Raw genomic sequence first — 26,602 nt, 5'->3', positions numbered from 1 at the left:
ATTCATCTAAATGAAATCAGATAATGAATGGAAAAGTGATCGCGAGTACTTGTCACTCGTCAAAGATTTGTTGGCTAAACCGGAAGTACAGAAGTTAGCAAATTACACGCAGCACCACCACTCTAACCGCCTGCAGCACTGCATTTCGGTTTCTTTCGATAGTTACCGGATTGCTAAGCGGCTGCATCTTGATTACCGTAGCACTGCCCGTGCAGGCTTATTGCACGATTTGTTTTATTACGATTGGCGCACCACAAAGTTTGATTTGGGTACTCACGCCTTTATCCACCCGCGCGTAGCATTGCGCAACGCAGAAAAATTAACACCATTGAACGCCAAGGAACGCGACATCATCTTAAAGCACATGTTTGGCGCAACCCTGGCCGTTCCCCGTTATCCCGAAAGTTTGATTGTTTCGCTCGTGGATGACTACGAAGCTGAACACGAATTCTTCGGGCCGCTCCGTAAGCGCGTACGGCGTGAGGTGGCTTTGATTAAGGCAAAAGCGTAAGGAGGCTTTTAGATGGCAGAATCATCAGTTAAAGATGAATTCAGCCTGTGTCCGCGCTTTACCCATACTTTTACGATCTTGGGCAAGAAGTGGAATGGGCTAATTATTGAGGTGTTACTGCACGAACGGACCCAGCGTTTTAAGGACCTGGCTAATCACGTTCAAGATTGCAGCGACCGGGTTTTGTGTGAACGCCTACGTGAACTTCAGGATGAAGGAATCGTTAGCCGCAACACCCAGCCGGGAGAAAGCCGTGTTAGCTATTCCCTGACTGCTGAGGGTCGTGACCTGGCTCCAGTTATGTCGGCAGTTCACCAGTGGAGCGATAAGTATTGCGACAAATAATTTGTTTAGGCTTGACTAACTTCGGTGGTCAAGCCTAAAATATTGTTATTGAAAAAACGTCGATGGAAACTAGTAGGTTTGTCTAGTCAGCAGGGAAGGACAGTCATTGACTGAGAGCTGTCCATGACCCGGCATTCCGAATTTCACTTCCGGAGTTGGTACCTCGTACCCCGGCCAATCACCGTTATCGATTTTGAGTGTGTAGTCTAACTGCAAACTAGGGTGGTACCGCGAACGCTTCGTCCCTTTGACGAGGCGTTTTTTATTTGGTCTGCCCACATTAAGAGGAGGATTTTGCATGGGCTTAAAAGAAAAATTAGAGCAATTGCGCAAGCAAGGGCTGCAACAGATTGCTGACAGTAGTGACCCCGACAAGGTCAATGCCGTTCGTGTCAGCATGCTGGGCAAGAAGGGCTCACTGACGGCCGTTCTGCGTGGAATGAAGGACCTGGCTGCTGATCAGCGGCCGGTTGTCGGTAAGTACGCCAACCAGGTGCGCAACGACCTGCAAGAAGCAATCGAAAAGCGCAGCGCCGAGTTAGCTAAGAACCTGCTGAACGCCAAGCTGCAAGCAGAAACACTGGATGTTACGCTTCCCGGAACCGCCGTGGCTCAGGGCCAACCGCACGTGATCCAGCAGATCATTGACCAATTGGAAGATCTCTTCGTCGGTATGGGCTACCAAGTAGCCGTCGGTGATGAAGTCGAAGAAGAAGTTTACAACTTTGAAAAACTGAACCTGCCGAAGGACCACCCGGCTCGTGACATGCAGGATACCTTCTATGTCACGTCCCAGGTTCTGATGCGGACCCAAACCTCACCGATGCAGGCCCGGATGATGGAAAAGCACGACTTTTCTAAGGGTCCGTTGAAGATGATTTCACCAGGTAAGGTTTACCGGCGTGATACCGACGACCCAACTCACAGTCACCAATTCAACCAGGTTGAAGGTCTGGTGGTCGGCGAACACGTCACTATGGCCGATTTGAAGGGGACGCTGCAAGAAGTTGCCAAGACCCTCTTCGGGGATGACCTGGACATTCGTCTGCGGCCGAGCTACTTCCCATTCACCGAACCATCGGTCGAAGTCGACATCACTTGTTTCAACTGCATGGGCAAGGGCTGCCCAATCTGCAAGAACACCGGTTGGATTGAAGTCCTCGGTGCCGGCATGGTTCACCCGAACGTTTTGAAGATGTCAGGGGTTGACCCTGAAAAGTACGGTGGCTTTGCCTTTGGCCTGGGCCCTGACCGTTTTGCTATGCTGAAATACGGGGTTGAAGATATCCGTGACTTCTACCTCAATGATGTCCGCTTCTTAACCCAATTCAACGAGAAAGGATAGTGCGAAATGAAGGTATCATACGATTGGTTAAATCAATATATTGACCTGAAGGCTAACCACATCACGCCCGCCGCTCTGGGTGAAAAGCTGGCCCGGACTTCAGTCGACCTCAACGGTGTTTCATCCCCTAGTGATGGTCTGAAGAAACTTGTCGTCGGTTACGTGAAGGAATGTGTGGCCCATCCAAATTCCGACCACCTTCATCTCTGCCAGGTCCAAATTAGCCCGGATGAGACCACCCAGATTGTCTGCGGTGCCCCTAATGTTCAAGCAGGCAAGAAGGTCATTGTGGCTCTGCCTGGTGCACGGGTTGCGGACAACGTCAAGATCCGTCGCGGCAAGATCCGGGGCGAAGAATCAGACGGGATGCTCTGTGCTCTTCAGGAAATTGGCTTCTCTAACAGCATTGCTCCCCAGGATTATGATGAAGGAATTTACTTCCTGCCAGACGATGCTAAAGTTGGCGACTCCGTCTTTCCTTACTTGGGGATGGACGACACGATCGTTGACACCGACGTGACGCCTAACCGTGGTGACATGCTGAGCATGTACGGCAACGTTAACGACATTGCTGCTATCTACGACCTGCCAAAGCACTTCAGCACCCATGAATGCACGGAAGACGCTGATGACCAGGCTAAAGACAAGATCAAGGTCCACGTTGATGACGAAAAGATTGCCCCTACTTACACGATGCGGGTCATTGAAAACGTCAAGATCAAGCCGAGTCCGATGTGGATGCAAATTCGTCTGTGGAACTCCGGTGTGCGGCCGAAGAACAACGTCGTCGACGTCACCAACTATATCCTCCTGAAGTACGGTCAACCGCTGCACAGTTTTGATTACGACAAGCTGCCAGTGAAGGAAATTCACGTTCAACACCCAGCGGAAGGTACCAAGATGACGACCCTGGATGGTGAAGAACGGACACTGAAGGCTAACGACATCGTGATTGCTTCTGATGGCAAGCCGATTGCTTTAGCCGGGACTATGGGTGGTGAATCCACGGCGGTTGATGATGACACTACGACGGTTGCACTGGAAAGTGCCATCTTCGATCCGGTCATGGTTCGGAAGCAGGCTCGCCGTCTGGACCTTCACAGTGAATCATCCATGCGCTTCGAACGGGGCATTAACCCTGAAACTGTGGAACAGGCTTTGAACGAAGCTGCCTACTGGCTCCAACAATTGGGTGGTGGCAAGGTCACCAAGGGTATTGTCGTCGGCAGTCAGGCACCAGTTAAGTCGAAGAAGATTACGATTTCGAAAGCTCGGGTCAACTTTGTCCTCGGCACTGACCTGAAGACGGAGCAGATCACGGATATCATGCGTCGCCTTGACTTCCCAACCAAGACGGTCGATGACAAGATCGAGGTAACGGTTCCGGCTCGTCGTTGGGATATTTCCATTCCAGCCGACTTGAACGAAGAAATTGCCCGTCTGTATGGCTACGAACAGATTCCTTCAACTCTGCCAACAATGACGCGGACGGTCGGTGGCTTCACGCCACGGCAAAAGTTCCTGCGCGCTAGCCGTCGTGTGATGGAAGGTGTCGGCCTGAACCAAGCCATCTCTTACTCACTGACAACGGTTGCCAAAGCTAAGCAGTTCCAGATTCAGCCATCAGACCGTGAACCTATGCAGGTTGACTACCCAATGAGTTCTGAACACGTGGCAACGCGGATGAGCATCATCAGCGGCTTGCTGAATGACGTGGCCTACAACATTGCCCACAAGGTTCAAAACGTGGCCCTCTACGAAATGGGGCGGGTCTTCCTGCCAAATGGTGATCCACGGCCGGTCGAACACGAACACCTGGCTGGCGTCCTCACCGGTCAGTTGACTGCCGACAATTGGCACACCAAGACGAAGCCGGTAGACTTCTTCCAGATGAAGGGAATTGTTGAACAGTACCTGGATAACATCGCGGTTGCGGGCAAGGTTACCTACGTTGCAAACCATGATCGCGCTGAAATGCATCCCGGCCGGACGGCTGACATTTACCTGGATGATCAGCTGGTCGGCTTTGTCGGTCAGGTTCACCCATCGGTTGCTAAGGATTACCGGATCCCGGAGACCTATGTCTTTGAGCTGAACCTCGAAGCCCTGTTGGACGCTGACAAGCGGAGTCGTCACTACGAACACATCAGCAAGTACCCATCCATCACCCGTGATATCGCTCTGCTGGTTGACAACACCGTTACGAACCAGCAAGTCGTTGATCTGATGACTCAACATGGTGGGGCCTTCTTGAAGGATATCCATCTCTTCGACGTCTACGAAGGTGTGCACTTGCCAAAGGGAAAGAAGTCCCTGGCCTACACTCTGACCTACCAGGATAACAAGACGACCCTGAAGGAAGAACAGGTCAATGCCGCCTTTGAAAAGATTGAAAAGCGGCTGCAAGACGACCTGGGCGCCGAAATTCGTTAATTTACGGTCATGAAGCATTTTACGAAACAGCAATTGCGTCGGCAAAACGTGGTTGTTTTGGTGATCATCGCGTTGGTGATCATCGCCTGCTTAGTGACTCACCAGGTCTTTGACCAAAGTTTGCGCCCGGTGAATCCATCGGATCCAGCAATCGTGCGGGTTACTGTGCCGCGGGGAGCGACTGACAAGGAAGTGGGCGTCTTGCTAAAACAGCACCATTTGGTCCGCAGTGCCTACGTCTTTGATTATTACTTACAGACGCACAAGACGACTGGTGTGAAAGCAGGTCAATTTAAGATGACACGTAAGATGTCGACACCGCAGATTGTTCGAAATATTCAAAAACGTCAGCTAGCCAAGGTTAAATGAGAGCTAGCTGACTGTTGAAACGACAAAAGCAACTGATTGCCTATTTACATTTCCTAGTGAAGATGGTAGTGTTGCAAATGCTAATAAATAAATCAAAGAGGAGCGTTTTCAATGGCTGAGGAAAAAAGCTTTCCGATGACTGCTGAGGGTAAGAAAAAGCTCGAAAAAGAGCTTGAAGACTTGCGCCTGAAGCGTCGCCCTGAAGTTATTAAGAGAATTAAGATTGCTAGAAGTTATGGTGACTTGTCAGAAAACTCAGAATACGAGTCTGCCAAGGATGAACAAGCCTTCGTTGAAAGTCGGATTTCTCAAATCCAAAACATGCTGCAGTATGCGGTGATCATCGATAACAATTCTGTTGACAAAAACGAAGTGTCAATGGGTCGGAAGGTCACCTTTAAGGAACTTCCTGATGAAGAACCCGAGAGTTACCAAATCGTCGGTGAATCCGAATCAGATCCGCTGTCAGGCAAGATTTCTAACGAATCACCAATGGCTAAGGGCCTTTTGGGCCACAAGGTTGGCGAAGAAGTTGAAATCGAAATTCCTAACGGCACGATGAAAGTTAAGATTCTGAAAGTTGAGAATGTTGCTTAATTGCCGTTAGACCTACAAAATAACCCCCAGAGTTGGGATGGCTGTTTGAGCCAAACCCGATTCTGGGGGTTTTGTTGTGACTTATATTAGTTGACGGCGCGGTAAGTAATGGGCCAGTAGACCGCTGACCACTAGAGACAGAATGCTGACCAGTAAACCGGTGATCAGGTATGGTGGCCGGTAGTGCAGGGTGATCTGGTGGTGTCCTGGCGTCATCGGGATCGCCATGAAGAGTCCGGCGACGGTTTGCGGTGCCACGGCTTTACCATCCACCTTGACGTGCCAGCCCTCATCATTGGGGATCGTCGTCATCAAGACTTGTTGGTTAGCCTTGGTGTTGACTAAGCCCTTGATGGTGGTCGAACTATAATGCTTGATCGTTATCGGGGAACGTTGCAGTGTCCGCAGGCTAGATTGGAAAGCGCCTTGGTGCAGACGATACAGGCTAACGTCCTGCATCCAGAGGGAAGAATGCTTTAGGCCGATGGTGACGTTGATGTGACGGCCACGATCATGATAGGCAATGTTGCTGACGACGGTATTACGATAAGTCGGGTATTGTGGCAACGGCTTGCCATTAATCTTGATGGTTGCGTTGTCCTTTAGTTCTGGGCCAAGGGTCAGGTAGTAGGAACCGTTGGTGTGGGGCACGATCGTTAATGTAATGCTGGCTGGTTTCAGCAGGTTCTGTTTGCGGAAGATGGTTCCGGTGATCCTGGTTGAACGCTGGACGTTGTTAAAGGTAACGTGATCGAAATCCTGAACCGCAAATAATGATTGGTAGATCGGGCGGCCAGCGAGTGCCTGAAAGAGTTGGGACTGGTATTGGACCGGATCCATTGTGGTACGTTTCAAAGACACAATCTCTTTATTGGCGCCGAAAGCTAAAGGAAGGGCATTTTTATTGTGCGATAACCAGACCATTTTAGTCATGGCAAAGCAGTGTTGGCCCTTAAGGTCGGGACGGTAGCTGGTGATCGGTAGTACGTTTTGGCCATTTTCGTAACCACTATGGCGAGCGGACATAAAGTATTTGAATCCCAGCAGTGAATCCGTGACCTGGGTGCCGTTGGAGTAGGTAACAAAGCCATCGCCATCCGGCTGCCCGATTGCACCCATGAAGTTAGGCGTATTGGGCTTCAGTGTGGAACCAAAGTGGTCGCCACTGTTAAAGCCCGCCTGAAAAGGATCATCCTTGGTGCGCATGAAGGTTTTACCGGTTCGGTAAAGACCGTGGTCATGCTTTTGCAGACGGCTGACGGCTTGGTCCATCGTCCTGGTGTAGACGGCGAACTGGTTTTTCGGAACATAAGAAATGTTATTGAGTGAGATTACTGCATTGGTACCTACGTCAAGACCAATTAGCAACAAGAGCAAAAGATCGACCGCCAACGGATTTTCTGTTGATGGCAAATTAAAGTAGATCAGGGATGCAGCTAGGAAGGCGGCGGCCATTAAAATCTGGTCGTGGCTGATGTAACTGAGTTGGGACGAATGGAACCACAGCCAGATTAGTCCACTACCGATAAGAAGGGCAATGACGGTGGTTTGCCACCAGCTGAGCCGGAAACCCGGCTGAATAACTTGGGCTGCTAACCAAATGAGCCAGAAGCTGGCAATAAATGAGAAGCGGTATGGATACCACACCGGGAACTGGCCGATATGCCAGAATAAGTCAAGGGCTTGAACGCAGAATGAGGCGGCCAGAAAAGCTGTGATGATAATGGCAGCTAGTCGGCGCTGCCAAGCAATGTGGCGACTAAGCAGGTATGCTAGCGCCGCACAGACGATGAGGACGCCAACGTAGAGGTTGGGCTGCCCCGAAGGCATTTGTTTAAAATTAAATGTACCGGGCACCAGCAGCTTGGCTAACATCTTCCACGGCCGGTATTCCAACTTCCATTGCCATGAATTGCTGGTATAAGTGGCTTTGCTATCTAATAGGGTAAAAAGGGTTGGCAATAAAACGACCATGGCATTGCCAACAGCTAACAATGAAGAGCCAGCATATTTTAAGAAACGCCAGCCCAGTGTCTTCCAACTTAATTGCTGGCCGCTGATTTGCCAAATGGAGAAGAGGATGGTGAAGACACAGCACATCCAAGCCATGTAATAGTTGTCGACTAACGCGATGGTCAGCCAGCCGACATAAAGCCAAGGTCGCTTGCCCTGCCAAATATCGATCAGTCCGGCCAGCAGTGGTGGCAGGATGAATAAAACGTCGAGCCAAAGGAGATTCAGTTGGTTAGCGATTATCCAGCCCATCAAAGCATAAGCGGTGGCAAAAGCGACGGTCCGTACATTATGCTGAAGATTTTGGCGCTCTAAAAGCCAAGCCATGCTAAGACCGGCGCAACCGTATTTGGCTAAGGTGAGGAAAAGGATGCCACTGGCTAAGTGCTGGCCGGTAAACGGCAGCAGTAAGAGGTTCAGTGGGCTCCACAAATAGTAGGCGTTTGTGCCCCACATCTCGCCGCCGAGGCCCTTGCCTAATGAATAGAAGAAACTACTCGGGTGGTGCAGGATGGCACGTCGTAGATAAGCAAAGAAGTCGACGTACTGCTGCCCCAGATCAACCGTTAGGATTGAACTCTGACCAAAAGGGGCCATTTGCCGACTGATGAAGTAGCCGAGCATAATGAAAAACGGCAGCAAAAAACTGGCCAAAAGTGTCCATTGGCGGGCGTTTAGATGAATCTTGATGTGCGAAAATTTCACAACCGTGCCTCCAGAACTTAAATTGAATTATTATTATAGCGCACTTCTTTCGCTAGGGCGAAGAGGGAAGTTAGGTGTGCGGAATTATAAGAAAAGTTTAATCTATGACCGTTCAGTTTGAGTAGCTTTCAATCCAGGAGTATATTTGATAGTATTATTCGTGAAGATTGCGAAGAGGAGCAAAAGAATAGTGGATTTCCTGAATCAAATGAAAGGGTGGTTTAAGCTCAACCGCGGCAACCACCAACGTAAAAACAATAAATCAGTGATTTCTTCGCGGTTAAATCTTTTGATTACTGTCGTGGGTATTCTGTTACTAGTCTTGGGTATCCGTTTGTTTTACCTGCAGATTCTCAATGGCAATGCCTACAAGGCTGAAGTGAAGCACTCTGATACGACCATCCAAACCAACAATGTCCAGCGGGGGATGATTTATGATTCCCAGGGCAACGTGATGGTTGGTAATCAGGCTCACCAAGCGATCACGTACACCAAGGGCTCAAATGTTTCAACTTCCCAGCTGTACAAGATTGCTAATCGACTGGGTAATTACGTTAACGTCGGCAAAAACCGCTTGACGGAACGCAATAAGATCGACTATTACCTGGCCAAGGACTCCAACCTGAAACGTGTTGAGAAGATGGCACATGCTGGTAGTGAAAGTGTTACAAGCAATTCCGCTTATAACAAGAGTGTGTCCTACCTTGAAAATCACCCGGATAAGTACTCACTGACTGCTAACCAAAAGAACAAGGCCAAGATTTATGCGGCTATGAATGGTGCTTATTCACTATCGACGACCTACATCAAGGAGACTGGTGTTACGTCTAAGGAATTAGCCGAAGTTGGTGAACACCTCAACCAGATGCCTGGTGTTAAGATCGGTAAGGCCTGGACACGAAATTACCCTCAGGGTAAGGATACTCAGACGTTGACCGGGACAGTATCCACGACCAAAACCGGTTTACCTGATGATGAAGTCAATTCATTGCTTTCAGAAGGCTATTCCCGGAACGACAGTGTGGGTCAGTCTTATCTGGAAAAACAGTATCAGTCGACGCTGGCTGGTTCAAAGTCGCAGACTCAGGTTACAACTACTGGTAATAACGTCACCAAGTCGGTTACTAAGTATGCTGGTAAGAAGGGTGATAACCTGGTTCTGACGGTTAACTCTAAATTCCAAAAACGGGTTCAAAGTATTCTTCAGAATAACTACTCAGCTGCTGGCAATTCCTATTCCAACGGTGTTTATGCCGTCGTGATGAACCCCAACACGGGTGCTATTTATGCCATGGCCGGGATTGACCGTAATCCAAAGACCGGCAAAGAAACGGTTAACCAGATCGGTGCCATTAACCAGCCAATCGTTCTTGGTTCGGTTGTCAAGGGTGCTACCGTCATGGGTGGCTTCATGAGTGGTGTTATTACACCGACTAACAGTACCTTGACCGACCACCCAATTACGTTAGCCGGAACGCAGAAGTCGTCTTGGTTCAACCACAGTGGTGGGGCTGATATGGCCGTTGATGCGCCGACAGCTCTAGAAGTTTCTTCTAACTCCTATATGATGCAACTGGCAATGAAGGAAGCCGGCTTTAAATACAAGTCCGGCGAAAACCTGACGATGTCTACGAAGGCCTTTACGAAGCTGCGCTACTACTTCAACATGTTTGGCCTTGGCACTAAGACGGGTGTCGACCTGCCAGGTGAAACGATTGGTTACGAAGGTCCGTCAACCCGGAAACACATTGGTTCTGCGCTTGACCTTTCATATGGTAACTACGATGAATACACCGTCATGCAGTTGGCCCAGTACATCTCAACGATCGCTAACGGTGGTTACAAGATGCGGCCGTACATCGTCAAGGAAATTCGGGGAACGAAGAGCAATGGCCAGTTAGGACCTGTTGAATATTCAACTCAACCGCAAGTCCAGGCGAAGATTCCGGCTAAAAAGGAATACTTCCGCCAAGTCCATGAGGGGATGTACCTGGTTACTCATGGTACTAACTCTTACGTTACTGCTGGCAACATGAAGAATATCAAACCATCTGTTTCCGGGAAGACCGGGACGGCCGAAACTACTTCCGAGGGTCACTCGACAACGACCTTAAGTTTTGCTGGTTGGGCACCATCCAATAACCCGCAAGTGGTCGTAGCCCTTTCCATTCCTGGATGCACCAACAGTGATGGTGGAGCTAACATGACGATGGCTCGGCAGATTTTCAATGCCTACTGGAAGATGGTCCAGAATCCAAAGCCGTACGAAAACAGTAATTCAGCTAACTAAAGAGGCTTTTAATCCAGTTAAAAAAGAGATGTCAAGGAAAACTCCTTAACAAAGTCTGAGTTTTTTCTGGAAAAAAGACTTGATTGATGGTATATTGAATGAGTTAGGTTTTCGAATAACCGGAAATAATCTGAAATGTTTGGAGGTTGCAACCGATGCGTGTAAACATTACCTTAGAGTGCACTTCATGTCACGAACGGACTTACTTAACCAGCAAGAACCGTCGGCACAATCCCGACCGTCTTGAACTGAAGAAGTACTGCCCACGCGAACGCAAAGTGACCCTGCACCGCGAAACTAAGTAATACGGTCAATGGCCGTAAGGCTGCGGATGGCAGTCACACGGGAATTTCAAATAATTCCTTAAATAACTGTCAATAGTCCCTAGTGTTCTTTGAATGCTAGGGGCTATTGTTGTATTAGCATATCGTTCATTAGATGGAGGCATAATATGGCAGCAACCAAAAATGATATTCGCCAAGCTTTTATTGCGCGTTTAAGACAGTTGAATCCGACAACCCGGATCAATGAGGAAAAGAAGCTTTATTCCAAACTTTTTGAGCAGCAGGCATGGTTAGAGGCAAAGACAGTCGCCGTGACGATGAGTATGGGTTTTGAAATTGACACCCACCCGATCATTTTGCGTGGCCAAGAAGAAGGTAAGCAGGTCTTGGTGCCACGTACTTTACCTGGTCACCAGATGGAATTTGTAACCGTTGATGAGGCCTCAAAATTTAAGGAAACCCATTTTGGCGTTTTAGAACCAGTTGGTGGCAAAGTTTTATCCCCTGAACAAATCGACCTGGTGATCGTCCCGGGGGTGGCTTTTACTAAGCAGGGTAAACGACTGGGCTTTGGTGGTGGCTATTATGACCGCTACTTGGCCGGCTACCATGGTAATACCATTGCCTTAGCAATGGATGTGCAGTTAGCGGATGATGGTGCTTGGCAAAGTGAGGCAACCGATGTTCAAGTGGACACTGTCATTAGCTCAGGTGATGATCAATGAGTTTTTCTTGGCGTGATGCGCCGGTAACGACGATTCTGGTTGTTATTCAGGTCCTGGTCTTTATGGCCATGACTCTGGCGGGTGGATCGACTAACACCGCTGTGCTCGTTCACTTTGGGGCTAACTCAGCTGCTCTAGTCCGCGCTGGCCAATATTGGCGGCTGTTAACGGCTGGTTTCGTTCACATCGGCACCGGTCACTTGGTCATTAATTCGATTACGTTGTATTTTATCGGTTATTACGTCGAGCGCTTATTTGGTCACTGGCGGATGCTCGTGATTTACTTGCTCAGTGTGATTACCGGTAACATCATGAGTAATGCGTTTTTGACCAATGGCATCGCGGCTGGCTCCAGTACCGGGATCTTTGGTTTGTTTGGCGCCTTTTTGCTGCTGGGATTGGTTTTCCGCGATAACGTTGCTATTCGTTCTATTGCCCGGCAATTTCTGATCCTAGTTGTCTTTAACTTAGTAGCTGACCTTTTTATGCCAGGGGTCGATTTAGCTGGTCATATCGGTGGTTTGATCGGTGGATTTTTAATGGCTGCAGTCGTTGGTGCACCGCGACTTGGAAGAATAGACTTGCTAAAGCGCTTACTGAGTGGCATTATATTAATTGTAGCTATTTTTGTATTTAGCGGAATGGGGTTACATTGATGCAGAGTAATGGTAGTCATTTAAAAACCTATTACGATGTGTTGCAACTCCTCAAGCGCTTTGATGTTTTCATTTACGTAGGACGCCGTCTTTGGGATATTGAATTAGCCGCTTTGGAGATCGATAATCTTTACCAGGCTGGCGTTCTAGATCGTGAAACTTATTTACAGGCTAAATTAGTTTTACGGCGGGAGCATCGTGAACAAAAAGAACGCGATCTAAAGCATAAGGAAGGGACGAGCAAAAATGAGTAACAAAAAACTGATTGGTGTTGACCTTGGTGGAACGACGATTAAGTTTGCCTTCTTAACTGAAAATGGTGAAATCCAGCAAAAGTGGTCTATTAAGACCAACATTTTGGATGATGGCGCCCATATTGCACCTGACATTGTGGAATCAATCAATCACCACATCGACCTGTACAAGATGAACAAGAGTGATTTTGTTGGTATCGGGATGGGTACTCCCGGCACCATCGATCACAAGAAGGGTACTGTTACTAGTGCTTACAACCTGGGTTGGAAGAAGCCAACTGCTGTCGCTAAGCCAATCGAAGAAGGTACCGGCCTGAAGTTTGCTATTGAAAACGACGCTAACGTCGCAGCCCTTGGTGAACGCTGGAAGGGTGCTGGTAACGAAGGTGACGACGTAGCCTTTATCACACTGGGCACCGGTGTCGGCGGTGGCCTGATCGCCAATGGCAAGCTGATCCATGGTTTTGGTGATGCTGGTGGTGAAGTCGGTCACATGATCGTCAAGCCAGGTGGCTACCTGTGTACTTGTGGCAACCACGGTTGTCTTGAACAATACGCTTCTGCTACCGGGATCGTTCACATTGCCCAGGACAAGGCTGAAGAATACGAAGGCGACAGTAAGCTGAAGGCAATGATTGACAACGGGGATGAAGTTACCTCCAAGATCGTCTTTGACCTGGCTAAGCAAAACGACTTCCTCTCCAACCAAGTTGTCGATGAAGTCTGCATGTACTTAGGGCTGGCTTGTGCTAACTTATCCAACGCCCTTAACCCACAATACATGGTTATCGGTGGCGGGGTTTCCGCAGCCGGCAAGTTCTTGCTCGATCGGGTTCAAAAGAACTTCATGAAGTTTGCCTTCCCAACGGTTCGGACTTCAACTACTTTGAAGTTGGCCGAACTGGGCAACGACGCCGGTGTCATCGGTGCTGCCTCATTGGCACGTAAATTTGAATAGTTGATGGAAGGATGAGAGAGATTGATGATTGCAGCAGCAACAACAGGTAATATGTGGGGCTCCTTGATCGTTGTCTTTGGTGCCTTGGCAATTGTCTGGGGTGGCAGTTACTTCTTTAACCGCTGGCAGATGCACCATTATGCAACGGTTATTGATGAAGACCAGTTTGCTAGTGGCATTCACAGAGCCCAGGTGGTGGATGTACGTCAGGGCAAAGACTTCAAAAAAGGTCATATTTTAGGTGCTCGTAATATTCCCTATGCTTATTTAACACAGCAGTATAGTGAATTGCGTTCGGACCTGCCAATTTATCTCTATGATGCTGGCACTACCACTGCTACTCAGGCCGCACGTATTTTGTACAAACATGGTTACCGCAATCTCTATATTCTGAGCGGCGGCTACCTGGAATGGCACGGCAAGATTAAAAAAGATAAGTATGCTGATTAAGCGTAACTAAATCAAAAGCCTCTAACGTCCGGAAATTTCCGAATGCTAGAGGCTTTTGATTTTGAATATGTTTTTTAACCCTGGTGAGCTGACCGACCTTTACGGATAGCAGCGCGACGGTTTTCGTCAAAGCGGTTTTCTTCGTCTTCAACGGGCTTGATCACCGTTTGGTGAAAGGTGATAACACCACTAGCTACTGCAGCTAGCGTGGCCAATGTCCCGAATGCAAAGCCTTTAGCAAATTTACCCATTTTTACAACCTCCTTCAGTGCATTGTTGATATACTCTAATTATACAACATAACTAGTCAAATTCGGAAAGGTGGCCTTTAGATTGACCAAAGTCGCAGCCATAGTCGGGCCGACCGCAGTCGGTAAAACAGCTTCGTCCATTCAAATTGCTCGTGACTTAGATGGCGAGGTGATCTCAGGCGATTCCATGCAAGTTTACAAGGGACTAGACATCGGAACTGCTAAAATTATGCCGGATGAAATGCAAGGGATTCCCCATCACCTAATTAATATCCGGCAAGCGGATGAACATTTTTCGGTGGCTGACTTTCAAGATTTAGCCAATCGACAAATTAACGAGATCGCTGGGCGGGGACGTTTGCCTTTGATCGTTGGTGGTACGGGCTTCTATGTCCAGGCACTGGTGGATAATTTGAATTTGGGCAGCAATGGCAATGCTGAGGATCCCGCCATTAGAAAAAAATGGGAAGATTATGGTCATGCTTATGGTAAACAGGCTCTCTGGAATAAACTGCAATCACTGGATTCAGAGGCCACGGCTAAAATTCCTGTTAACAATGTTCGTCGAGTCGTCCGAGCGCTTGAAGTTATTTCCGTTACCGGTCAGCCTTTTTCCCAACAACCACAGCATGATAACGAAAATCAATTTTATTTAATTGGGCTGACGACTGATCGGAAAGTCCTATACCAGCGAATCAACCAGCGGGTAGATCTGATGGTGAAGAATGGCTTAGTGGAAGAGGCACGCCAACTGTGGGATGCTGGGGGACCAAATTGGCAGTCTGGCAAGGGAATTGGTTACCACGAATTATTTCCTTATTTTGCTGGCCAATGTTCGCTGAATGAAGCTATTAATAAAATTAAATTGGATTCACGCCATTATGCTAAGCGGCAGTTAACTTGGTTTCGCAATAAAATGAACGTTCACTGGTATGACTTAGTTAGTGGCAAAGATAGCACTAAAGAAATTGAAGTTGACCTGAAAAACTGGTTAAAAAAATAAATTAGAAAACGGTTTCTGGGCTTTCACCGTTCGATTCACTAAATTTGAATTGACATTTTTGGGACAGATAGTTAATCTTTATACCAGTGATGAATGATGCAGGCGAAAGATCGACGTAATTGTTCGGTTTTCTGTTTCTGGTCATTCTGAAATGTAAAGGTGGGCTTGCCCGCAGGGATTGTTGCAGATTGCAACGGAAGGATGATTTCAATGTCAAAACATGTCTATACCAATGATGAAGTTCACGAACTGGTCAAAAAAGAAAATGTTCATTTTCTGCGTCTGATGTTTTCTGATCTGTTCGGTACGATGAAGAGCGTCGACATTCCGGTTAGCCAACTGGATAAGCTGTTAGCTAACAAGATCATGTTCGATGGTTCTTCTATCGATGGTTTCGTGCGGATCGAAGAGAGTGACATGTATCTGTACCCAGATAACTCTACTTGGCTGGTCTTCCCATGGGGTGAAGAACACGGCAAGGTTGCCCGGGTTATCTGCTCTGTTCATATGACTGATGGGACCCCATTTGCTGGTGACCCACGTAACGCCCTGATTGACCAGGTTAAGAAGATGGAAGCTGCCGGTTTCAAGAGCTTCAACATTGGTCCTGAACCAGAATTCTTCCTCTTCAAGACTGATGAACACGGTAACCCAACTTTCCAAGTCAACGACCACGAATCATACTTTGACATGGAACCAGGCGATGCTGGTGAAGATTGCCGTCGTGACATTGTCATCATGCTTGAAAAGATGGGCTTCAGCGTTGAAGCTTCTCACCACGAAGTTGCACCTGGCCAACACGAAATTGACTTTAAGTACGCTGATGCACTGGAAGCCGCTGACAACATCCAGACTTTCAAGTTTGTGGTTCGGACGATTGCTAAGCAACACGGCCTGCACGCTACCTTCATGCCAAAGCCACTGTCTGGCATTAATGGTTCAGGGATGCACATCAACATGTCACTCTTTAACCAGGAAGGTAAGAATGCCTTTTACGATGAAAAGGACAAGATGCAGTTATCTGACACGGCTTACCACTTCTTGGCCGGTGTTCTGAAGCACGTTCGCAGCTTGACTGCTATCTGCGACCCAATCGTCAACTCATACAAGCGGTTGGTTCCAGGTTACGAAGCTCCAGTGTACGTCGCATGGTCTGCATCTAACCGTTCACCATTGGTTCGGATCCCAAGTGACCGGGGGATGGGCACTCGTTTGGAATTGCGTTCTGTTGACCCAACGGCTAACCCATACCTGGCAATTGCTACAATCTTGGCTGCCGGCATGGATGGCTTAGAGAACAAGTTGACTCCAGCACCAAGTGTTGACGAAAACATCTACAAGATGACTGAAGAAGAACGTGCTGAAAAGAACATTAAGAACTTGCCAGACACCCTCCACAACGCCCTTAAGGATCTCAAGACCGATACAGTTGTGCGTGGTGCCCTGGGCGACCACCTTTACAAGAGTTTCTACGAGGCTAAGACTCGGGAATATGATGCTTACCGTCAACAAGTTTCTGACTGGGAGCGGAACAACTACATCAGCCAATACTAATTTAGATTAAAAACTAATTAAGACCTGTGATTTGCCAATCCTTGCAAGTCACGGGTCTTTTTTTAGTACCAAAAAATCTCCCGAAGCACAATGCTAAGGGAGATTTTTAATCTAATAGTTATCGTTATTCAGAAAGCTTCTTGGCGTCAGCGTCAATCTTTTCAAAGCCGGAGCCATCTGGCTTCTTGTTTCCGCGCTTTTCCATGGCCTTGCGAGCCATTTCCTTGCGTTCTTGCTTACTCAACTTTTGTGCCATAAAATTATCGCCTCTTTTCGCCAAATGCGGTTTAGGTACTACACATATGTGAAATATCTAAACATCTTTATTATAACCCTCTTTCTCTACAATGCAACTTTGCTTAGTTATTTCTTAAGAAAAAAGAATGATATTCACGATAATTGTTCACTCTTTTCGAAAATTTGCTAATATAAAACTAAGACTATATCAAGGAGCGTTGGCAATGGCGAATGTTGAACAAGGACATGGTGCACAAGACATCAGTCAAGTGATTAACCATCAAATTGCAAATAAAATTGAATATTTAAAAGATTTGAAAAAGGCAGTAGACGCTCACGATGACGAACAAGTCTACCGGTTGCTGGATAATAAGCGTTACGCTGCAGAAATTGAACACCGTGAACAACAACCGAATAATCAGGGAGTAATGAACTTAGTCGACGACTTAGCAGATCAGCTAAGTACATACCTGAGTGGGAAACTGATTAAGTACTTGGGACACACTTATCCTTTCTTTTATTACGAAGAATACCAAACAGGTCACTTCCGCGTTTACTTTGGTAACTGGTGGGATCGCCGCTTATTTGGTGAACTCGACGTTCTTAACCTGCGTTTTATCTTTAACAAGGATGAATACCAGAAGCTGCAGAAGAGTTTTGAATTAGCAAAGAGCGGCAAGCGCTATAACAGTGCTAAGATTGCTGAACTGTCCAACGAGGACGACCACCTTCAGGATTTGATCGATAAGGCAGAGGAACGCGAACGCCAGAAGAGCAGCATTCAAGCGGAACTCCGTGATAATAATAGTCGTGGTGGTTTGTTTGAATCCAGTCGTACTAAGGAAAATCGTCAAAGCCTGGTAGAACAACTATCCGAACTAGAAGACGATGATAAGAAAGCAGAAACAGCTGCTGACACCATCAAGGAAAATGAGAAGACGGTTTTGGAATTATCTAAGGAAAACACAATTCTGAGTTACGAGCAGAAGAGTATTAATGATACGTTTGGTTCTTTTGACGACTTCGAATTAGCCAACCGCAATCTATATGCGAACTACCTGCACTCATTAGATAATGAGAAAGCAGGTGAGAACTAATGAGTAATCAAAAGATGGTTTCTGCCACCAGTGACAGGGTTGCCGAGCTCAGTAATTCGATCAAACGGGGATTGGAAACTGGTCAACACTATGTTGAGTTGCTGGACCAGATGGTCAACACCGACCGGGCCGATGAATTGCTGTCTGCTACGCAGCAGTTAGTTCATTTAGACCTCTCAGATCCTTTTGTGCAATATCCTCAACACTACCAACCGGCAGATTACTTTTTGCTGATGATGGACCGTTTGCTGTCCTTGCATGACGTGGATGGTTTAACAGTTATCGAAGACGATTCTAGCCACCATTTGAAGGCCATGTTGGATCCGTTAGGTCGGAACGAAAGTTATATTTTCCGTTATGATCCAGAACACAATGGTGCATTTTTTGTGGATCAACAACGCAATGAGTTACTCTTCTTTATTGATTTGAAAGAGCATGAGTTGCGTTTCTCCAACCGGGCATTGGTCAATTCCTTTATTGACCAAGGAATGCACCAGCATAATGATTTGGAGCTGGCTGAGAGCGTTAAGCCACTAGTTGCTTTTGCTAAGTTGATGGCTGATGAATTGGACTTCACAATTGATTTAGGGATCTTAGCTAGCGGTCAGGACGTAACTTACCAAATTGCCAAGCCAGACCTTGATTTAACCGTCATCGATCGCCTGTTTGTGGCAACTGCCGAAACAGACTACATGTTGATGAACTTGCCAAAGAACAATGGTGCTGAATTGCGTCTGGAGGGTATCAAATTACAAATTAGTTTTGACCCGAAGGACTACAGTCGGGTCTGGTCATTTGTCGTTGTCGATCCTGAAGAGCAGGCCAGTTTCTTCGATTTGCTGTTGCATTACCCATTGATTCGGCAATGGTACCTTCAAAATCGTGATCTGGTAGCTGTTCGTTCGTTGCCGTTAATCCTGCAAAGCGCTCCTGAGGATTCAATTAACGATTACGCTGATAGTAGTCAAGCAGCTAAGAGTGACGATGAAGATAATGCGGATAATCATTCCGCTGATAGTGCAGAAAGTGAGGACTAGAATTGAAGCTGGATATTACCAAGATGCTTCACAATGTAATTGATGCTGACTGGGCAGAAAGTGATCGCCAGGCGGACGATGACAATTCAGTTCTGGTTGGCGCACAGGCTCATCAAGATAACATAATGACGACAATCATTATTAAGTGGAGTCAATGCGCTCAGCTGGCCGGTTGGAACTTGTTGCGCAAAGATTACCAAGCTGATCAGCAAAAGCTGCTGACGGCATATTGTCAGTGCCTCAATTTGATGTTGCTGTGGGCGGCAAAGCGACAGTGGACGCACCTGGTAGTTTTAGATGATGATGGCTGGCAGCGGATTGCTGAGGCTGATCAGTCAACCAAAGTACAAGACCTCAATAAGCAATTTTTGGCCATTACCCGTTTACTGACTGATGTGCAGTTTAGTCATAGCCAGGATAGTTACCGCCATGCTTGGCACATGATTTTAAAGTTTGGCCTTGTTGATTTAGGTTTTGCTGATCATGCGATTGAAGATGCATCGCTGGCATTGTCAAAATCAAAGAATTAGCAAAAATATTAAAGATTGTTTCAAGATTCTTATCAATTGTTACAATTTGATTGCAATTTTCTGCCCATGAGTTATGCTTACCAATAGTAAGACAAATGGGGAGTGAGGTACATGCTACCAACTATTATCGTTGCCTTAATTTTAATTTTGTCAGCTGCCGGTCAGTGGTACTTTGGCAGTGCAGCTAATAAAGGTAAGCACGCTCGCCAGGTTAATGATGAGCGGAAAGCTAATTAGAGCAATCATTTTATTCATATATCGGTTCCGGAAGTTTCCGGGACCTTTTTTATATAAAAAAGCCACCGCAATAATGCAGTGACCAAATATAGTGAGGCGGGTGGGATTCGAACCCACGACCGTTCGCTTAGAAGGCGAATGCTCTATCCAGCTGAGCTACCGCCCCAGACGTTGTTAAGTATAGCGATCCATTAGACATAAAGTCAATACTTGTTCTCCTAAAATGTTATTAAATTCCATTGCTGACGCGCCTTGACTAATAATAAAAGAGTTTATATAATTTGGGCACTTAGGGGGAATTTATAACTAATTGATGGGAGGATTAAATTGATGACAGATCGACGTATTGACCCACGGGTTGTTAAAACACAACGGCGATTGCGGCGAGCATTGGTTGAACTTTTGCGGGTAATGCCGGTTAAGTCCATTAGCGTCCAACACATTACATCACGAGCTATGTTACCAGGGGAACCTTTTACCTGCATTACCGTGACAAAAAGGATTTTGTGTCCGCAACTTTGAATCAGGTCGTGAATGACTTTTTTAAAGCTGTTTCTGTCAAAGACGATGTGGTTTTGGGGAGAAAACTGCTTCGTCTACAAACTTTTGGGGTCGAGAGAGCATTTTTGTATTTGCACCGTCATCCTGGCGAAGCTTCAGTCTTATTTGACCACCAACACGAGAGTGATTTATTCGGGATGCTCAAAGAGCGTCTGAATGAGAACGTCAGAGCCTTTATTAAGCAGGCTGATGAACATGATGATGATCAAACGGTCGCTTTGGCTGAACAACAGGCGTTTGTGGTCCAAGGGGTTTTAGGATTGATTAGTGCCTGGGTGCAGGACGGAATGAAAGAAAATGCTGTTGCCATGACTGATGACTTACATCAGTTGTTAAAACACGAAGATCAGCATATGGCAGTCATTCAGTATTTCAATACTGAAAAAATCAATGATCATTCTTGACTGCATGGCTAATCCTTGATAACATAAGAGCGTTGTATTTGTGAACCGACAACTACAACCGCACGACAAACGAGTGAAAAGCACATGCTACTCGTTCGGCGAGTCTTAGAAACTAAGGAGGTGCACAAGAAGATGTACGCAATTATTGTTACTGGTGGCAAGCAATACAAGGTAGAAGAAGGCAAGGCCATCTACGTTGAAAAGCTTGACGCTAAGGCTGGTGACAAGGTAACATTTGACCAAGTTGTCTTTGTTGGTGGCGACGATGTTAAGATCGGTAAGCCACTGGTTGACGGCGCTTCTGTAGAAGGCAAAGTTGACAAACAAGGCAAGGAAAAGAAGGTTGTTACTTTCAAGTACAAGCCAAAGAAGCACACTCACACTAAGCAGGGTCACCGTCAACCATACACTAAGGTTACGATTGACAAGATCAACGCTTAGTCATGATCAAAGCAATCTTTCGAGTTGGTGCCGATCATCACTATAGTGCCTTCCAATTAACGGGGCATGCTGATTCAGTTGATGAAGGCTACGATCTCGTTTGTGCAGGGGTTTCTTCATTAACACTGGCTTGTGTTAATGCCCTGACCGAGGTTGCACACCACGCACCAACACAGACTGCCAACAGCAAAGACGGTGGTTTCCTTAAGATTACTGCTATCGATGCTGGACGTGATTCGCAGGTTATCTGTCAAACACTGTTGAATGGCCTCTTGGACATTCAAGACCAGTATGGACAGTACCTTCAAGTTAAAATTAAAGAATAGCTCATCATGTGGAGGTGAACACTATGGTTATGGATTTACAATTCTTCTCACACCACAAAGGTGGCGGTTCAACTTCTAACGGCCGTAAGACTGCTGGTCGTCGTTTAGGCACTAAGGCAGCTGATGGCTCAACCGTTACTGCAGGTTCAATCATTTACCGTCAACGTGGTACTCACATTCACCCAGGTGAAAATGTAGGCCGCGGCAACGATGACACCCTGTTTGCTAAGATCGATGGCGTTGTTAAGTTTGAACGCATGGGTCGTAACAATCGCAAGGTTTCAGTTGTTCCAGTTGCTGAATAGTAACGGACGGCTATATATTAAAGGTTGTGACATTGTTGTCGCAACCTTTTTTCATTTGGTAATTATTCTCAGGAGGCCAGAAAATGACACGCTTAGAACGACTTCGCAAGCGTTTTGCAAAGCTCTACATTGATGCAATGTTGGTTACTAAGGAGGAGAACATCTATTACCTGACAGGTTTTGACTTGTTACAGGGGGATGGCGCTCTTTTAGTGACGGCGGATTATGCCATTATTATCAGTGACGCCCGTTACCAGACTGCTCTGGCTGATTTTGATTCAGATGAAGTGATCGCAACCATTTCGTCGGATTATTTTGGGGCCGTTAATAAGTTGTGCCAAGGCTTTAATATCGATGTTCTTGGCTTTGAAGATTCTTTAAGCTATGCCGAATATGACCAATTAGATGACGTGATGGAAGCTGACATCGTGCCGCAAAGCGATTTGGTGGAGAAGCAGCGTGCGGTCAAAGATTCTGGTGAAGTTGCCAAGTTAAGACGGGCTGCGGAGCTGCAAACGGCTGGTTATGATTACATTCTTAATCATATTAAAGTAGGGATGACTGAACGGCAGGTGGCTAACCAACTCGATTTTTGGATGAAAGACCACGGTGCTCAGAAAGCCTCTTTTGACACCATCGTTGCTAGTGGCCCTAATTCGGCGGAACCCCACGCTACTGCAACGAACCGTCAATTGAAGGACGGGGACATGGTGACGCTTGATTTCGGTTACTTTGTCGATGGCTATACGGCTGATATGACCCGAACGTTTGCGATGGGCCGTCCTGATCCCCAACTAAGTGAAATATATGACGTTGTTAACACGGCACGCCGTGAAGTAATCAAAGCCGCTAGACCTGGAATGTGTGGCGACCAGCTGGATGCGGTTGGCCGCTCCTTAATCGAAGAGGCTGGGTTTGGCGATAACTTTCAACATGGTATGGGCCATGGTATTGGCCTCGCAATTCATGAGCTGCCAAGTTCGTATAGTGTTGGTCGTGATGATGTCAGGTTTAAGGCCAACCAAGTTATTACGGTCGAACCTGGCATCTACTTGCCAGGTCTTGGTGGCGTGCGTATTGAAGACGACATTTTGCTGACCCATGGCGATGCACAAGTGCTGACCAAGGCATCGACGGATCTTCAAATCATTGACTAATTTTGGCTGATAATTGCAATTTAATGGCAGATAGTGCAAAATAAAAGAGATATATCAAGCGGGAGGGCTGACAATGGCAAAAGATACAAATATTGTATTAAGTAATGAGGACCAGTCATTGGGCAAAATCGAAATGGCTCCACGGGTCTTAGAAATTATCGCTGGCATTGCCGCTAGTGAGATTAAGGGTGTTGTGAAGATGCACGGCTCAATCTCCAACGGCGTTAGTCGCTTCTTAGGACATTCTTCAGAACGCAAGGGCATCAAGTTGTCGAACGCAGATGATGCCATCACCATCGACGTCGACGTTTACTTAGCTTATGGCGTTTCTGTGCCTAAGATCGCGGCTGAAATTCAGGACAAGGTCAAGCAACAAATTCAGTTGATGACTAACCTGAAACCGCGTGAGGTTAATGTCCACATCCAAGGCATTATTCCAGCTGAAAAAGAAAACCAAGTGGATCAAAATGATATTTTCGGTTTACACGCTAATGAAGAAGAGAACGAGGAAGACTAAGATTGGATATTACGCGACACAAAATTAGGGAAACCGCCTTTCAAACCTTATTTGCTTTAGACGCTTCACCAGATACTAGTCGGGAAACAATCTATCATAGCGTTCTCAAGATGAATAAAGATGACCAGGTGCCCGCTTATCTGGATCAATTAGTAACCGGTGTGTTGGAACATAAAGACGAATTAGATCAGCAAATCAGTTCTTTACTGGCTAATGGCTGGACAATTGACCGGCTGGCAAAACCTGATTTGATTATCCTGCGCCTCGGCTTATATGAATTGCAGTATGAAGAAGCCTTACCAACCGCTGTAGCGATTAACGAAGCGTTACAGTTAGCGCGGACTTTTTCCGATGAAAAGTCCCGCAAATTTATCAATGGTGCTTTAGGCAACTTTGTAAAGCAGCATAATAATTAATCAATTGGCTGGTTTCTCACGTGAGAAACCAGTTTTTTATGTATTTTTACAATGAAAATTGCATGTTAAAATACTAAATACATATCTGATTTGAGGAGGAAAACGGATGGCTGAAATCATTAATGGTCGCGAATTAGCCAAGCAGGTCAACCAAAACACCAGTTTACGCATTGCTAAGTTGGCACAGCGTGGGGTGCAACCAGGGATCGCTGACATCCTAGTTGGTAATGATCCGGCGAGCCGGATTTATTCACGGACCAAGCGCCGTAAAGCAGAACAGATGGGAATAAAATTTATGATCGCCCAATTCCCAGAAAGTGCAACGGAACAAGAGCTGATGCGGACGATCGAACAATTTAATAAGGATGAAACGATCAATGCCATCCTGGTTCAGGCACCGCTACCGGATCATTTGGATCAGGTTCATTTAATTAATGCTATCGATCCCCAAAAGGACGTGGATGGCTTTCACCCGATTAATGTGGGTAAGCTATACAATAAACAGCCGGGAAATTATCCGGTTGCATGCACTCCTCGCGGTATTATGAAGATGTTGGAGCACTATGATGTCGACTTGCCGGGCAAAAATGTGGTTATTGTCGGTCGCAGCATTCTGGTGGGCCGACCGCTCCAGTCGTTGATGATTAACGCTAACGCTACCGTTACGATTGCTGGTCGCCATACTAAAAACTTGTCGGCTTTGACACGGACGGCAGATATTCTCATTGTGGCTGCCGGCCAAGCTAAGATGATTGGTGCCAACGACGTCAAACCAGGGGCAGTCGTCATCGACGTTGGTATCAACCGGACAGCAGAAGGAAAATTGATCGGTGATGTTGACTTCGATGCGGTTAAAAAAGTGGCTAGTTTGATCACACCAGTGCCGGGCGGAGTTGGTCCGATGACCGTGGCTTCGATGTTGGCACAATCAGTCGATTTGACGGAATGGAAGATCAATGGTGAAGAGTAGTGAATTTTTAACTGTCAGTGAGCTCACTGACTACATCAAACGTAAGTTTACGGTGGACCCCTATCTAAGACGCGTTTATGTGACCGGTCAGCTTTATAACTTTCGTTTACGGCGTGGCCACCAGTATTTTTCTATCAAGGATGAACAGGCGGTCATTAACGTGGCAATGTTTGCTCCCCAATTTGCGAAGGTGCAGTTCAAGCCCCAAGATGGGATGAAAGTTTTGATTACCGGACGGGTGGACGTCTATAAACCGCGCGGTAATTACCAGCTGATTGCGGAAAGCATGGAACCCGACGGACTAGGTGCACTCTACTTACGCTTTAAACAGATGGTTAAAAAGCTAAAGGGTGAGGGCTTATTCGACCTACCTAAGAAACCATTACCGTTGGTTCCCAAGAGAATTGCAGTGATCACCAGTCCTTCTGGTGCTGTGATTAGGGATATCATAACGACAGCACGACGGCGTGATCCGAAAGTCCAGATAATTCTTTTTCCTTCTGCTGTCCAGGGGGATGATGCTGCTGCGCAGTTAGTACACCAAATTGAGGCGGTTAACCAGATTGGCAACTTTGATGACCTGATTATCGGTCGTGGTGGGGGATCGCTTGAAGATCTCTGGCCGTTTAATGAAGAGAGTGTTGCGCGGGCAATCGCGGCCAGCCAGGTACCAGTTGTCTCATCCGTCGGTCACGAAACGGACACGACGATTGCGGACCTCGTGGCTGACCGGCGGGTAGCAACGCCAACCGCTGCTGCTGAAGTGACGACGCCGGTTTTGACGGACTTATTGACGCAGTTAGCTAATGAAAAGAACCGCTTGGTACAGGTGATGAACGGACAATTGCGCCTGTCCCAGCAACACCTTAATGAACTGACGCAGAGTTATATTTTTCAAAGTCCGGAACGGCTATACCAAGGCTATGAACAGAATCTGTCCAATCTCACCACTAAGATGACGGCGGCCTTTCAAGGGCAGCTACATAAATTGAGCCAGCATTTGAGCCAACAAAAGATGGCTTTGGCCCACCAGTCACCGGAACAACGTCTGGTCCAGGCCCAACACCACCTAAAAGAGCAGACGATGACTTTACAGCAACTGGCAAACAACCGCTTGCAGTCTGATCGTCAGGCACTGACGACCATGATTAAGGAGCTGGATAGTTTAAGCCCGTTAAAGGTGATGACGCGTGGCTACAGCTACGTTAGTCGTGATGAACATGTCATCTCTTCAGCAGAACAACTGAAGAATGGTGATACCGTTAAGCTTCATTTCCATGATGGGATAGCGCAAGCACAAATACAGCAAACACGAGTAGAGGAGCATAAAAATGGCAACGACTAGAAAAAAAGCTAGTTTTGAAGAACAAATGCAGGAATTGGACTCAATCGTCAACCAGTTGGAACAGGGTAACGTTCCCCTTGAAGAAGCACTGAAACAGTTTAATCAAGGTATGACGCTGGCTAACAAACTGCAAAAGAAATTGACGACTGCCCAAAACACCTTGGCAAAGGTGATGGACGAAAACGGCCAGGAGCAGCCATACGAAAAAGAAGGCGACGACCCGACCAACGAAGGTGGCAACCAGGGCTACGATTCTGATTTGAAAGATATGTAAAGGTG

At 46.8% G+C, this 26,602-nt stretch carries 33 protein-coding genes, 1 tRNA gene and 1 other annotated feature; of the genes, 30 read left to right on the top strand and 4 right to left on the bottom strand.

Features of this window, described 5'->3' with window-relative positions; genetic code table 11:
• The first annotated feature begins 10 nt into the window (after nucleotides 1-10).
• The 6 genes from AB3114_RS05210 to greA all read left to right on the top strand — a co-directional run bounded on the left by AB3114_RS05210 (nucleotide 11) and on the right by greA (nucleotide 5,600).
• On the top strand, nucleotides 11-511 hold the full coding sequence (locus AB3114_RS05210) for an HD domain-containing protein (RefSeq protein WP_367342206.1): 501 nt from the start codon (nucleotides 11-13) through the stop codon (nucleotides 509-511).
• A gap of 12 nt (nucleotides 512-523) precedes the next feature.
• Nucleotides 524-856, top strand: a complete 333-nt coding sequence (locus AB3114_RS05205; protein ID WP_367342205.1) for a winged helix-turn-helix transcriptional regulator — start codon at nucleotides 524-526, stop codon at nucleotides 854-856.
• A gap of 298 nt (nucleotides 857-1,154) precedes the next feature.
• On the top strand, nucleotides 1,155-2,201 hold the full coding sequence (locus tag AB3114_RS05200; RefSeq protein ID WP_367342204.1) for a phenylalanine--tRNA ligase subunit alpha: 1,047 nt from the start codon (nucleotides 1,155-1,157) through the stop codon (nucleotides 2,199-2,201).
• 6 nt (nucleotides 2,202-2,207) lie between these two features.
• The gene (gene pheT / locus AB3114_RS05195) at nucleotides 2,208-4,634 is read left to right on the top strand and encodes a phenylalanine--tRNA ligase subunit beta (protein ID WP_367342203.1); all 2,427 of its coding nucleotides are present in this window, start codon (nucleotides 2,208-2,210) and stop codon (nucleotides 4,632-4,634) included.
• A 9-nt stretch (nucleotides 4,635-4,643) separates the two neighbouring features.
• Complete coding sequence (locus tag AB3114_RS05190) at nucleotides 4,644-5,003, top strand: endolytic transglycosylase MltG (RefSeq protein ID WP_367342202.1); 360 nt, start codon at nucleotides 4,644-4,646, stop codon at nucleotides 5,001-5,003.
• A gap of 111 nt (nucleotides 5,004-5,114) precedes the next feature.
• Nucleotides 5,115-5,600: a transcription elongation factor GreA gene (gene greA / locus AB3114_RS05185; RefSeq protein ID WP_367342201.1), complete on the top strand. Its 486-nt coding sequence runs from the start codon at nucleotides 5,115-5,117 to the stop codon at nucleotides 5,598-5,600.
• A gap of 81 nt (nucleotides 5,601-5,681) precedes the next feature.
• Here greA and AB3114_RS05180 read toward each other — a convergent pair whose 3' ends face one another.
• On the bottom strand, nucleotides 5,682-8,318 hold the full coding sequence (locus AB3114_RS05180; protein WP_367342200.1) for a YfhO family protein: 2,637 nt from the start codon (nucleotides 8,316-8,318) through the stop codon (nucleotides 5,682-5,684).
• A 208-nt stretch (nucleotides 8,319-8,526) separates the two neighbouring features.
• On the opposite strand from AB3114_RS05180, the gene AB3114_RS05175 reads away from it, so the two are divergent.
• From AB3114_RS05175 to AB3114_RS05145, 7 genes are all read left to right on the top strand, one after another.
• The gene (locus tag AB3114_RS05175; protein ID WP_367342325.1) at nucleotides 8,527-10,608 is read left to right on the top strand and encodes a peptidoglycan D,D-transpeptidase FtsI family protein; all 2,082 of its coding nucleotides are present in this window, start codon (nucleotides 8,527-8,529) and stop codon (nucleotides 10,606-10,608) included.
• Nucleotides 10,609-10,763: 155 nt separating this feature from the next.
• The gene (rpmG, locus tag AB3114_RS05170) at nucleotides 10,764-10,913 is read left to right on the top strand and encodes a 50S ribosomal protein L33 (protein ID WP_104688004.1); all 150 of its coding nucleotides are present in this window, start codon (nucleotides 10,764-10,766) and stop codon (nucleotides 10,911-10,913) included.
• A gap of 146 nt (nucleotides 10,914-11,059) precedes the next feature.
• Nucleotides 11,060-11,617 (top strand): 5-formyltetrahydrofolate cyclo-ligase, encoded by a 558-nt coding sequence (locus tag AB3114_RS05165; RefSeq protein WP_367342199.1) that lies wholly within the window; start codon nucleotides 11,060-11,062, stop codon nucleotides 11,615-11,617.
• Nucleotides 11,614-12,273, top strand: coding sequence for a rhomboid family intramembrane serine protease (locus tag AB3114_RS05160; RefSeq protein ID WP_367342198.1), 660 nt, complete (start codon nucleotides 11,614-11,616; stop codon nucleotides 12,271-12,273). Before AB3114_RS05165 ends, AB3114_RS05160 begins: the two co-directional genes overlap by 4 nt.
• Nucleotides 12,273-12,527 carry a YqgQ family protein gene (locus AB3114_RS05155; RefSeq protein WP_367342197.1) on the top strand — a complete coding sequence of 85 codons (255 nt, stop codon included), beginning with the start codon at nucleotides 12,273-12,275 and terminating at the stop codon, nucleotides 12,525-12,527. Before AB3114_RS05160 ends, AB3114_RS05155 begins: the two co-directional genes overlap by 1 nt.
• On the top strand, nucleotides 12,520-13,485 hold the full coding sequence (locus AB3114_RS05150) for an ROK family glucokinase (protein ID WP_367342196.1): 966 nt from the start codon (nucleotides 12,520-12,522) through the stop codon (nucleotides 13,483-13,485). The genes AB3114_RS05155 and AB3114_RS05150 overlap by 8 nt, the downstream gene beginning before the upstream one ends.
• 24 nt (nucleotides 13,486-13,509) lie before the next feature.
• Complete coding sequence (locus AB3114_RS05145) at nucleotides 13,510-13,935, top strand: rhodanese-like domain-containing protein (protein WP_367342195.1); 426 nt, start codon at nucleotides 13,510-13,512, stop codon at nucleotides 13,933-13,935.
• A 74-nt stretch (nucleotides 13,936-14,009) separates the two neighbouring features.
• Here the strand turns inward: AB3114_RS05145 and AB3114_RS05140 are convergent, their stop codons facing one another.
• Nucleotides 14,010-14,186 carry a DUF3042 family protein gene (locus AB3114_RS05140; RefSeq protein WP_367342194.1) on the bottom strand — a complete coding sequence of 59 codons (177 nt, stop codon included), beginning with the start codon at nucleotides 14,184-14,186 and terminating at the stop codon, nucleotides 14,010-14,012.
• Between the two features lie 82 nt (nucleotides 14,187-14,268).
• Here AB3114_RS05140 and miaA point away from each other — a divergent pair, with 82 nt between their 5' ends.
• Together miaA and glnA are read left to right on the top strand one after the other, a co-directional pair.
• Entirely contained in the window at nucleotides 14,269-15,189 is a 921-nt protein-coding gene (miaA, locus tag AB3114_RS05135) for a tRNA (adenosine(37)-N6)-dimethylallyltransferase MiaA (RefSeq protein WP_367342193.1), read from the top strand.
• Nucleotides 15,190-15,399: 210 nt separating this feature from the next.
• Nucleotides 15,400-16,743 carry a type I glutamate--ammonia ligase gene (gene glnA / locus AB3114_RS05130; RefSeq protein ID WP_367342192.1) on the top strand — a complete coding sequence of 448 codons (1,344 nt, stop codon included), beginning with the start codon at nucleotides 15,400-15,402 and terminating at the stop codon, nucleotides 16,741-16,743.
• 124 nt (nucleotides 16,744-16,867) lie between these two features.
• Here glnA and AB3114_RS05125 read toward each other — a convergent pair whose 3' ends face one another.
• Complete coding sequence (locus AB3114_RS05125) at nucleotides 16,868-16,999, bottom strand: hypothetical protein (protein ID WP_367342191.1); 132 nt, start codon at nucleotides 16,997-16,999, stop codon at nucleotides 16,868-16,870.
• A 205-nt stretch (nucleotides 17,000-17,204) separates the two neighbouring features.
• On the opposite strand from AB3114_RS05125, the gene AB3114_RS05120 reads away from it, so the two are divergent.
• The 4 genes from AB3114_RS05120 (at nucleotide 17,205) to AB3114_RS05105 (ending at nucleotide 19,881) form a co-directional block, all read left to right on the top strand.
• The gene (locus AB3114_RS05120; protein ID WP_367342190.1) at nucleotides 17,205-18,077 is read left to right on the top strand and encodes an exonuclease SbcC; all 873 of its coding nucleotides are present in this window, start codon (nucleotides 17,205-17,207) and stop codon (nucleotides 18,075-18,077) included.
• Nucleotides 18,077-19,114 (top strand): hypothetical protein, encoded by a 1,038-nt coding sequence (locus AB3114_RS05115; protein WP_367342189.1) that lies wholly within the window; start codon nucleotides 18,077-18,079, stop codon nucleotides 19,112-19,114. The genes AB3114_RS05120 and AB3114_RS05115 overlap by 1 nt, the downstream gene beginning before the upstream one ends.
• 2 nt (nucleotides 19,115-19,116) lie before the next feature.
• A complete protein-coding gene (locus tag AB3114_RS05110) occupies nucleotides 19,117-19,644 on the top strand; it encodes a hypothetical protein (protein WP_367342188.1) in 528 nt (175 codons plus the stop codon).
• A 111-nt stretch (nucleotides 19,645-19,755) separates the two neighbouring features.
• On the top strand, nucleotides 19,756-19,881 hold the full coding sequence (locus AB3114_RS05105; RefSeq protein ID WP_367342187.1) for a hypothetical protein: 126 nt from the start codon (nucleotides 19,756-19,758) through the stop codon (nucleotides 19,879-19,881).
• A gap of 92 nt (nucleotides 19,882-19,973) precedes the next feature.
• On the opposite strand, the gene AB3114_RS05100 is transcribed toward AB3114_RS05105, so the two are convergent.
• Nucleotides 19,974-20,047 (bottom strand) — tRNA-Arg (locus AB3114_RS05100).
• Between the two features lie 164 nt (nucleotides 20,048-20,211).
• Here AB3114_RS05100 and AB3114_RS05095 point away from each other — a divergent pair.
• The 11 genes from AB3114_RS05095 (at nucleotide 20,212) to AB3114_RS05045 (ending at nucleotide 26,597) form a co-directional block, all read left to right on the top strand.
• Nucleotides 20,212-20,403: a hypothetical protein gene (locus tag AB3114_RS05095; RefSeq protein WP_367342186.1), complete on the top strand. Its 192-nt coding sequence runs from the start codon at nucleotides 20,212-20,214 to the stop codon at nucleotides 20,401-20,403.
• Entirely contained in the window at nucleotides 20,388-20,846 is a 459-nt protein-coding gene (locus AB3114_RS05090) for a TetR-like C-terminal domain-containing protein (protein WP_367342185.1), read from the top strand. The genes AB3114_RS05095 and AB3114_RS05090 overlap by 16 nt, the downstream gene beginning before the upstream one ends.
• A 46-nt stretch (nucleotides 20,847-20,892) precedes the next feature.
• Nucleotides 20,893-20,962: a sequence feature (ribosomal protein L21 leader region), on the top strand.
• A 16-nt stretch (nucleotides 20,963-20,978) separates the two neighbouring features.
• Complete coding sequence (rplU, locus tag AB3114_RS05085) at nucleotides 20,979-21,287, top strand: 50S ribosomal protein L21 (protein ID WP_283583471.1); 309 nt, start codon at nucleotides 20,979-20,981, stop codon at nucleotides 21,285-21,287.
• Nucleotides 21,288-21,289: 2 nt separating this feature from the next.
• Entirely contained in the window at nucleotides 21,290-21,613 is a 324-nt protein-coding gene (locus AB3114_RS05080) for a ribosomal-processing cysteine protease Prp (RefSeq protein ID WP_367342184.1), read from the top strand.
• A 23-nt stretch (nucleotides 21,614-21,636) separates the two neighbouring features.
• Nucleotides 21,637-21,918, top strand: coding sequence for a 50S ribosomal protein L27 (gene rpmA / locus AB3114_RS05075; protein ID WP_367342183.1), 282 nt, complete (start codon nucleotides 21,637-21,639; stop codon nucleotides 21,916-21,918).
• Nucleotides 21,919-22,001: 83 nt separating this feature from the next.
• Nucleotides 22,002-23,075, top strand: a complete 1,074-nt coding sequence (locus tag AB3114_RS05070; RefSeq protein ID WP_367342182.1) for a M24 family metallopeptidase — start codon at nucleotides 22,002-22,004, stop codon at nucleotides 23,073-23,075.
• A 73-nt stretch (nucleotides 23,076-23,148) separates the two neighbouring features.
• Nucleotides 23,149-23,592: an Asp23/Gls24 family envelope stress response protein gene (locus AB3114_RS05065; RefSeq protein WP_367342181.1), complete on the top strand. Its 444-nt coding sequence runs from the start codon at nucleotides 23,149-23,151 to the stop codon at nucleotides 23,590-23,592.
• Nucleotides 23,593-23,594: 2 nt separating this feature from the next.
• Complete coding sequence (nusB, locus tag AB3114_RS05060; RefSeq protein WP_367342180.1) at nucleotides 23,595-24,008, top strand: transcription antitermination factor NusB; 414 nt, start codon at nucleotides 23,595-23,597, stop codon at nucleotides 24,006-24,008.
• Between the two features lie 106 nt (nucleotides 24,009-24,114).
• The gene (locus AB3114_RS05055) at nucleotides 24,115-24,978 is read left to right on the top strand and encodes a bifunctional 5,10-methylenetetrahydrofolate dehydrogenase/5,10-methenyltetrahydrofolate cyclohydrolase (protein WP_367342179.1); all 864 of its coding nucleotides are present in this window, start codon (nucleotides 24,115-24,117) and stop codon (nucleotides 24,976-24,978) included.
• Nucleotides 24,965-26,323: an exodeoxyribonuclease VII large subunit gene (xseA, locus tag AB3114_RS05050; RefSeq protein ID WP_367342178.1), complete on the top strand. Its 1,359-nt coding sequence runs from the start codon at nucleotides 24,965-24,967 to the stop codon at nucleotides 26,321-26,323. The genes AB3114_RS05055 and xseA overlap by 14 nt, the downstream gene beginning before the upstream one ends.
• Nucleotides 26,310-26,597, top strand: a complete 288-nt coding sequence (locus AB3114_RS05045; RefSeq protein WP_367342177.1) for an exodeoxyribonuclease VII small subunit — start codon at nucleotides 26,310-26,312, stop codon at nucleotides 26,595-26,597. Before xseA ends, AB3114_RS05045 begins: the two co-directional genes overlap by 14 nt.
• Nucleotides 26,598-26,602: the final 5 nt, after the last annotated feature.

The sequence above is a fragment of the Limosilactobacillus sp. genome (assembly GCF_040772465.1).
Classification (GTDB): Bacteria; Bacillota; Bacilli; order Lactobacillales; family Lactobacillaceae; genus Limosilactobacillus.
This window is presented reverse-complemented; position numbering and strand designations above follow the sequence as displayed.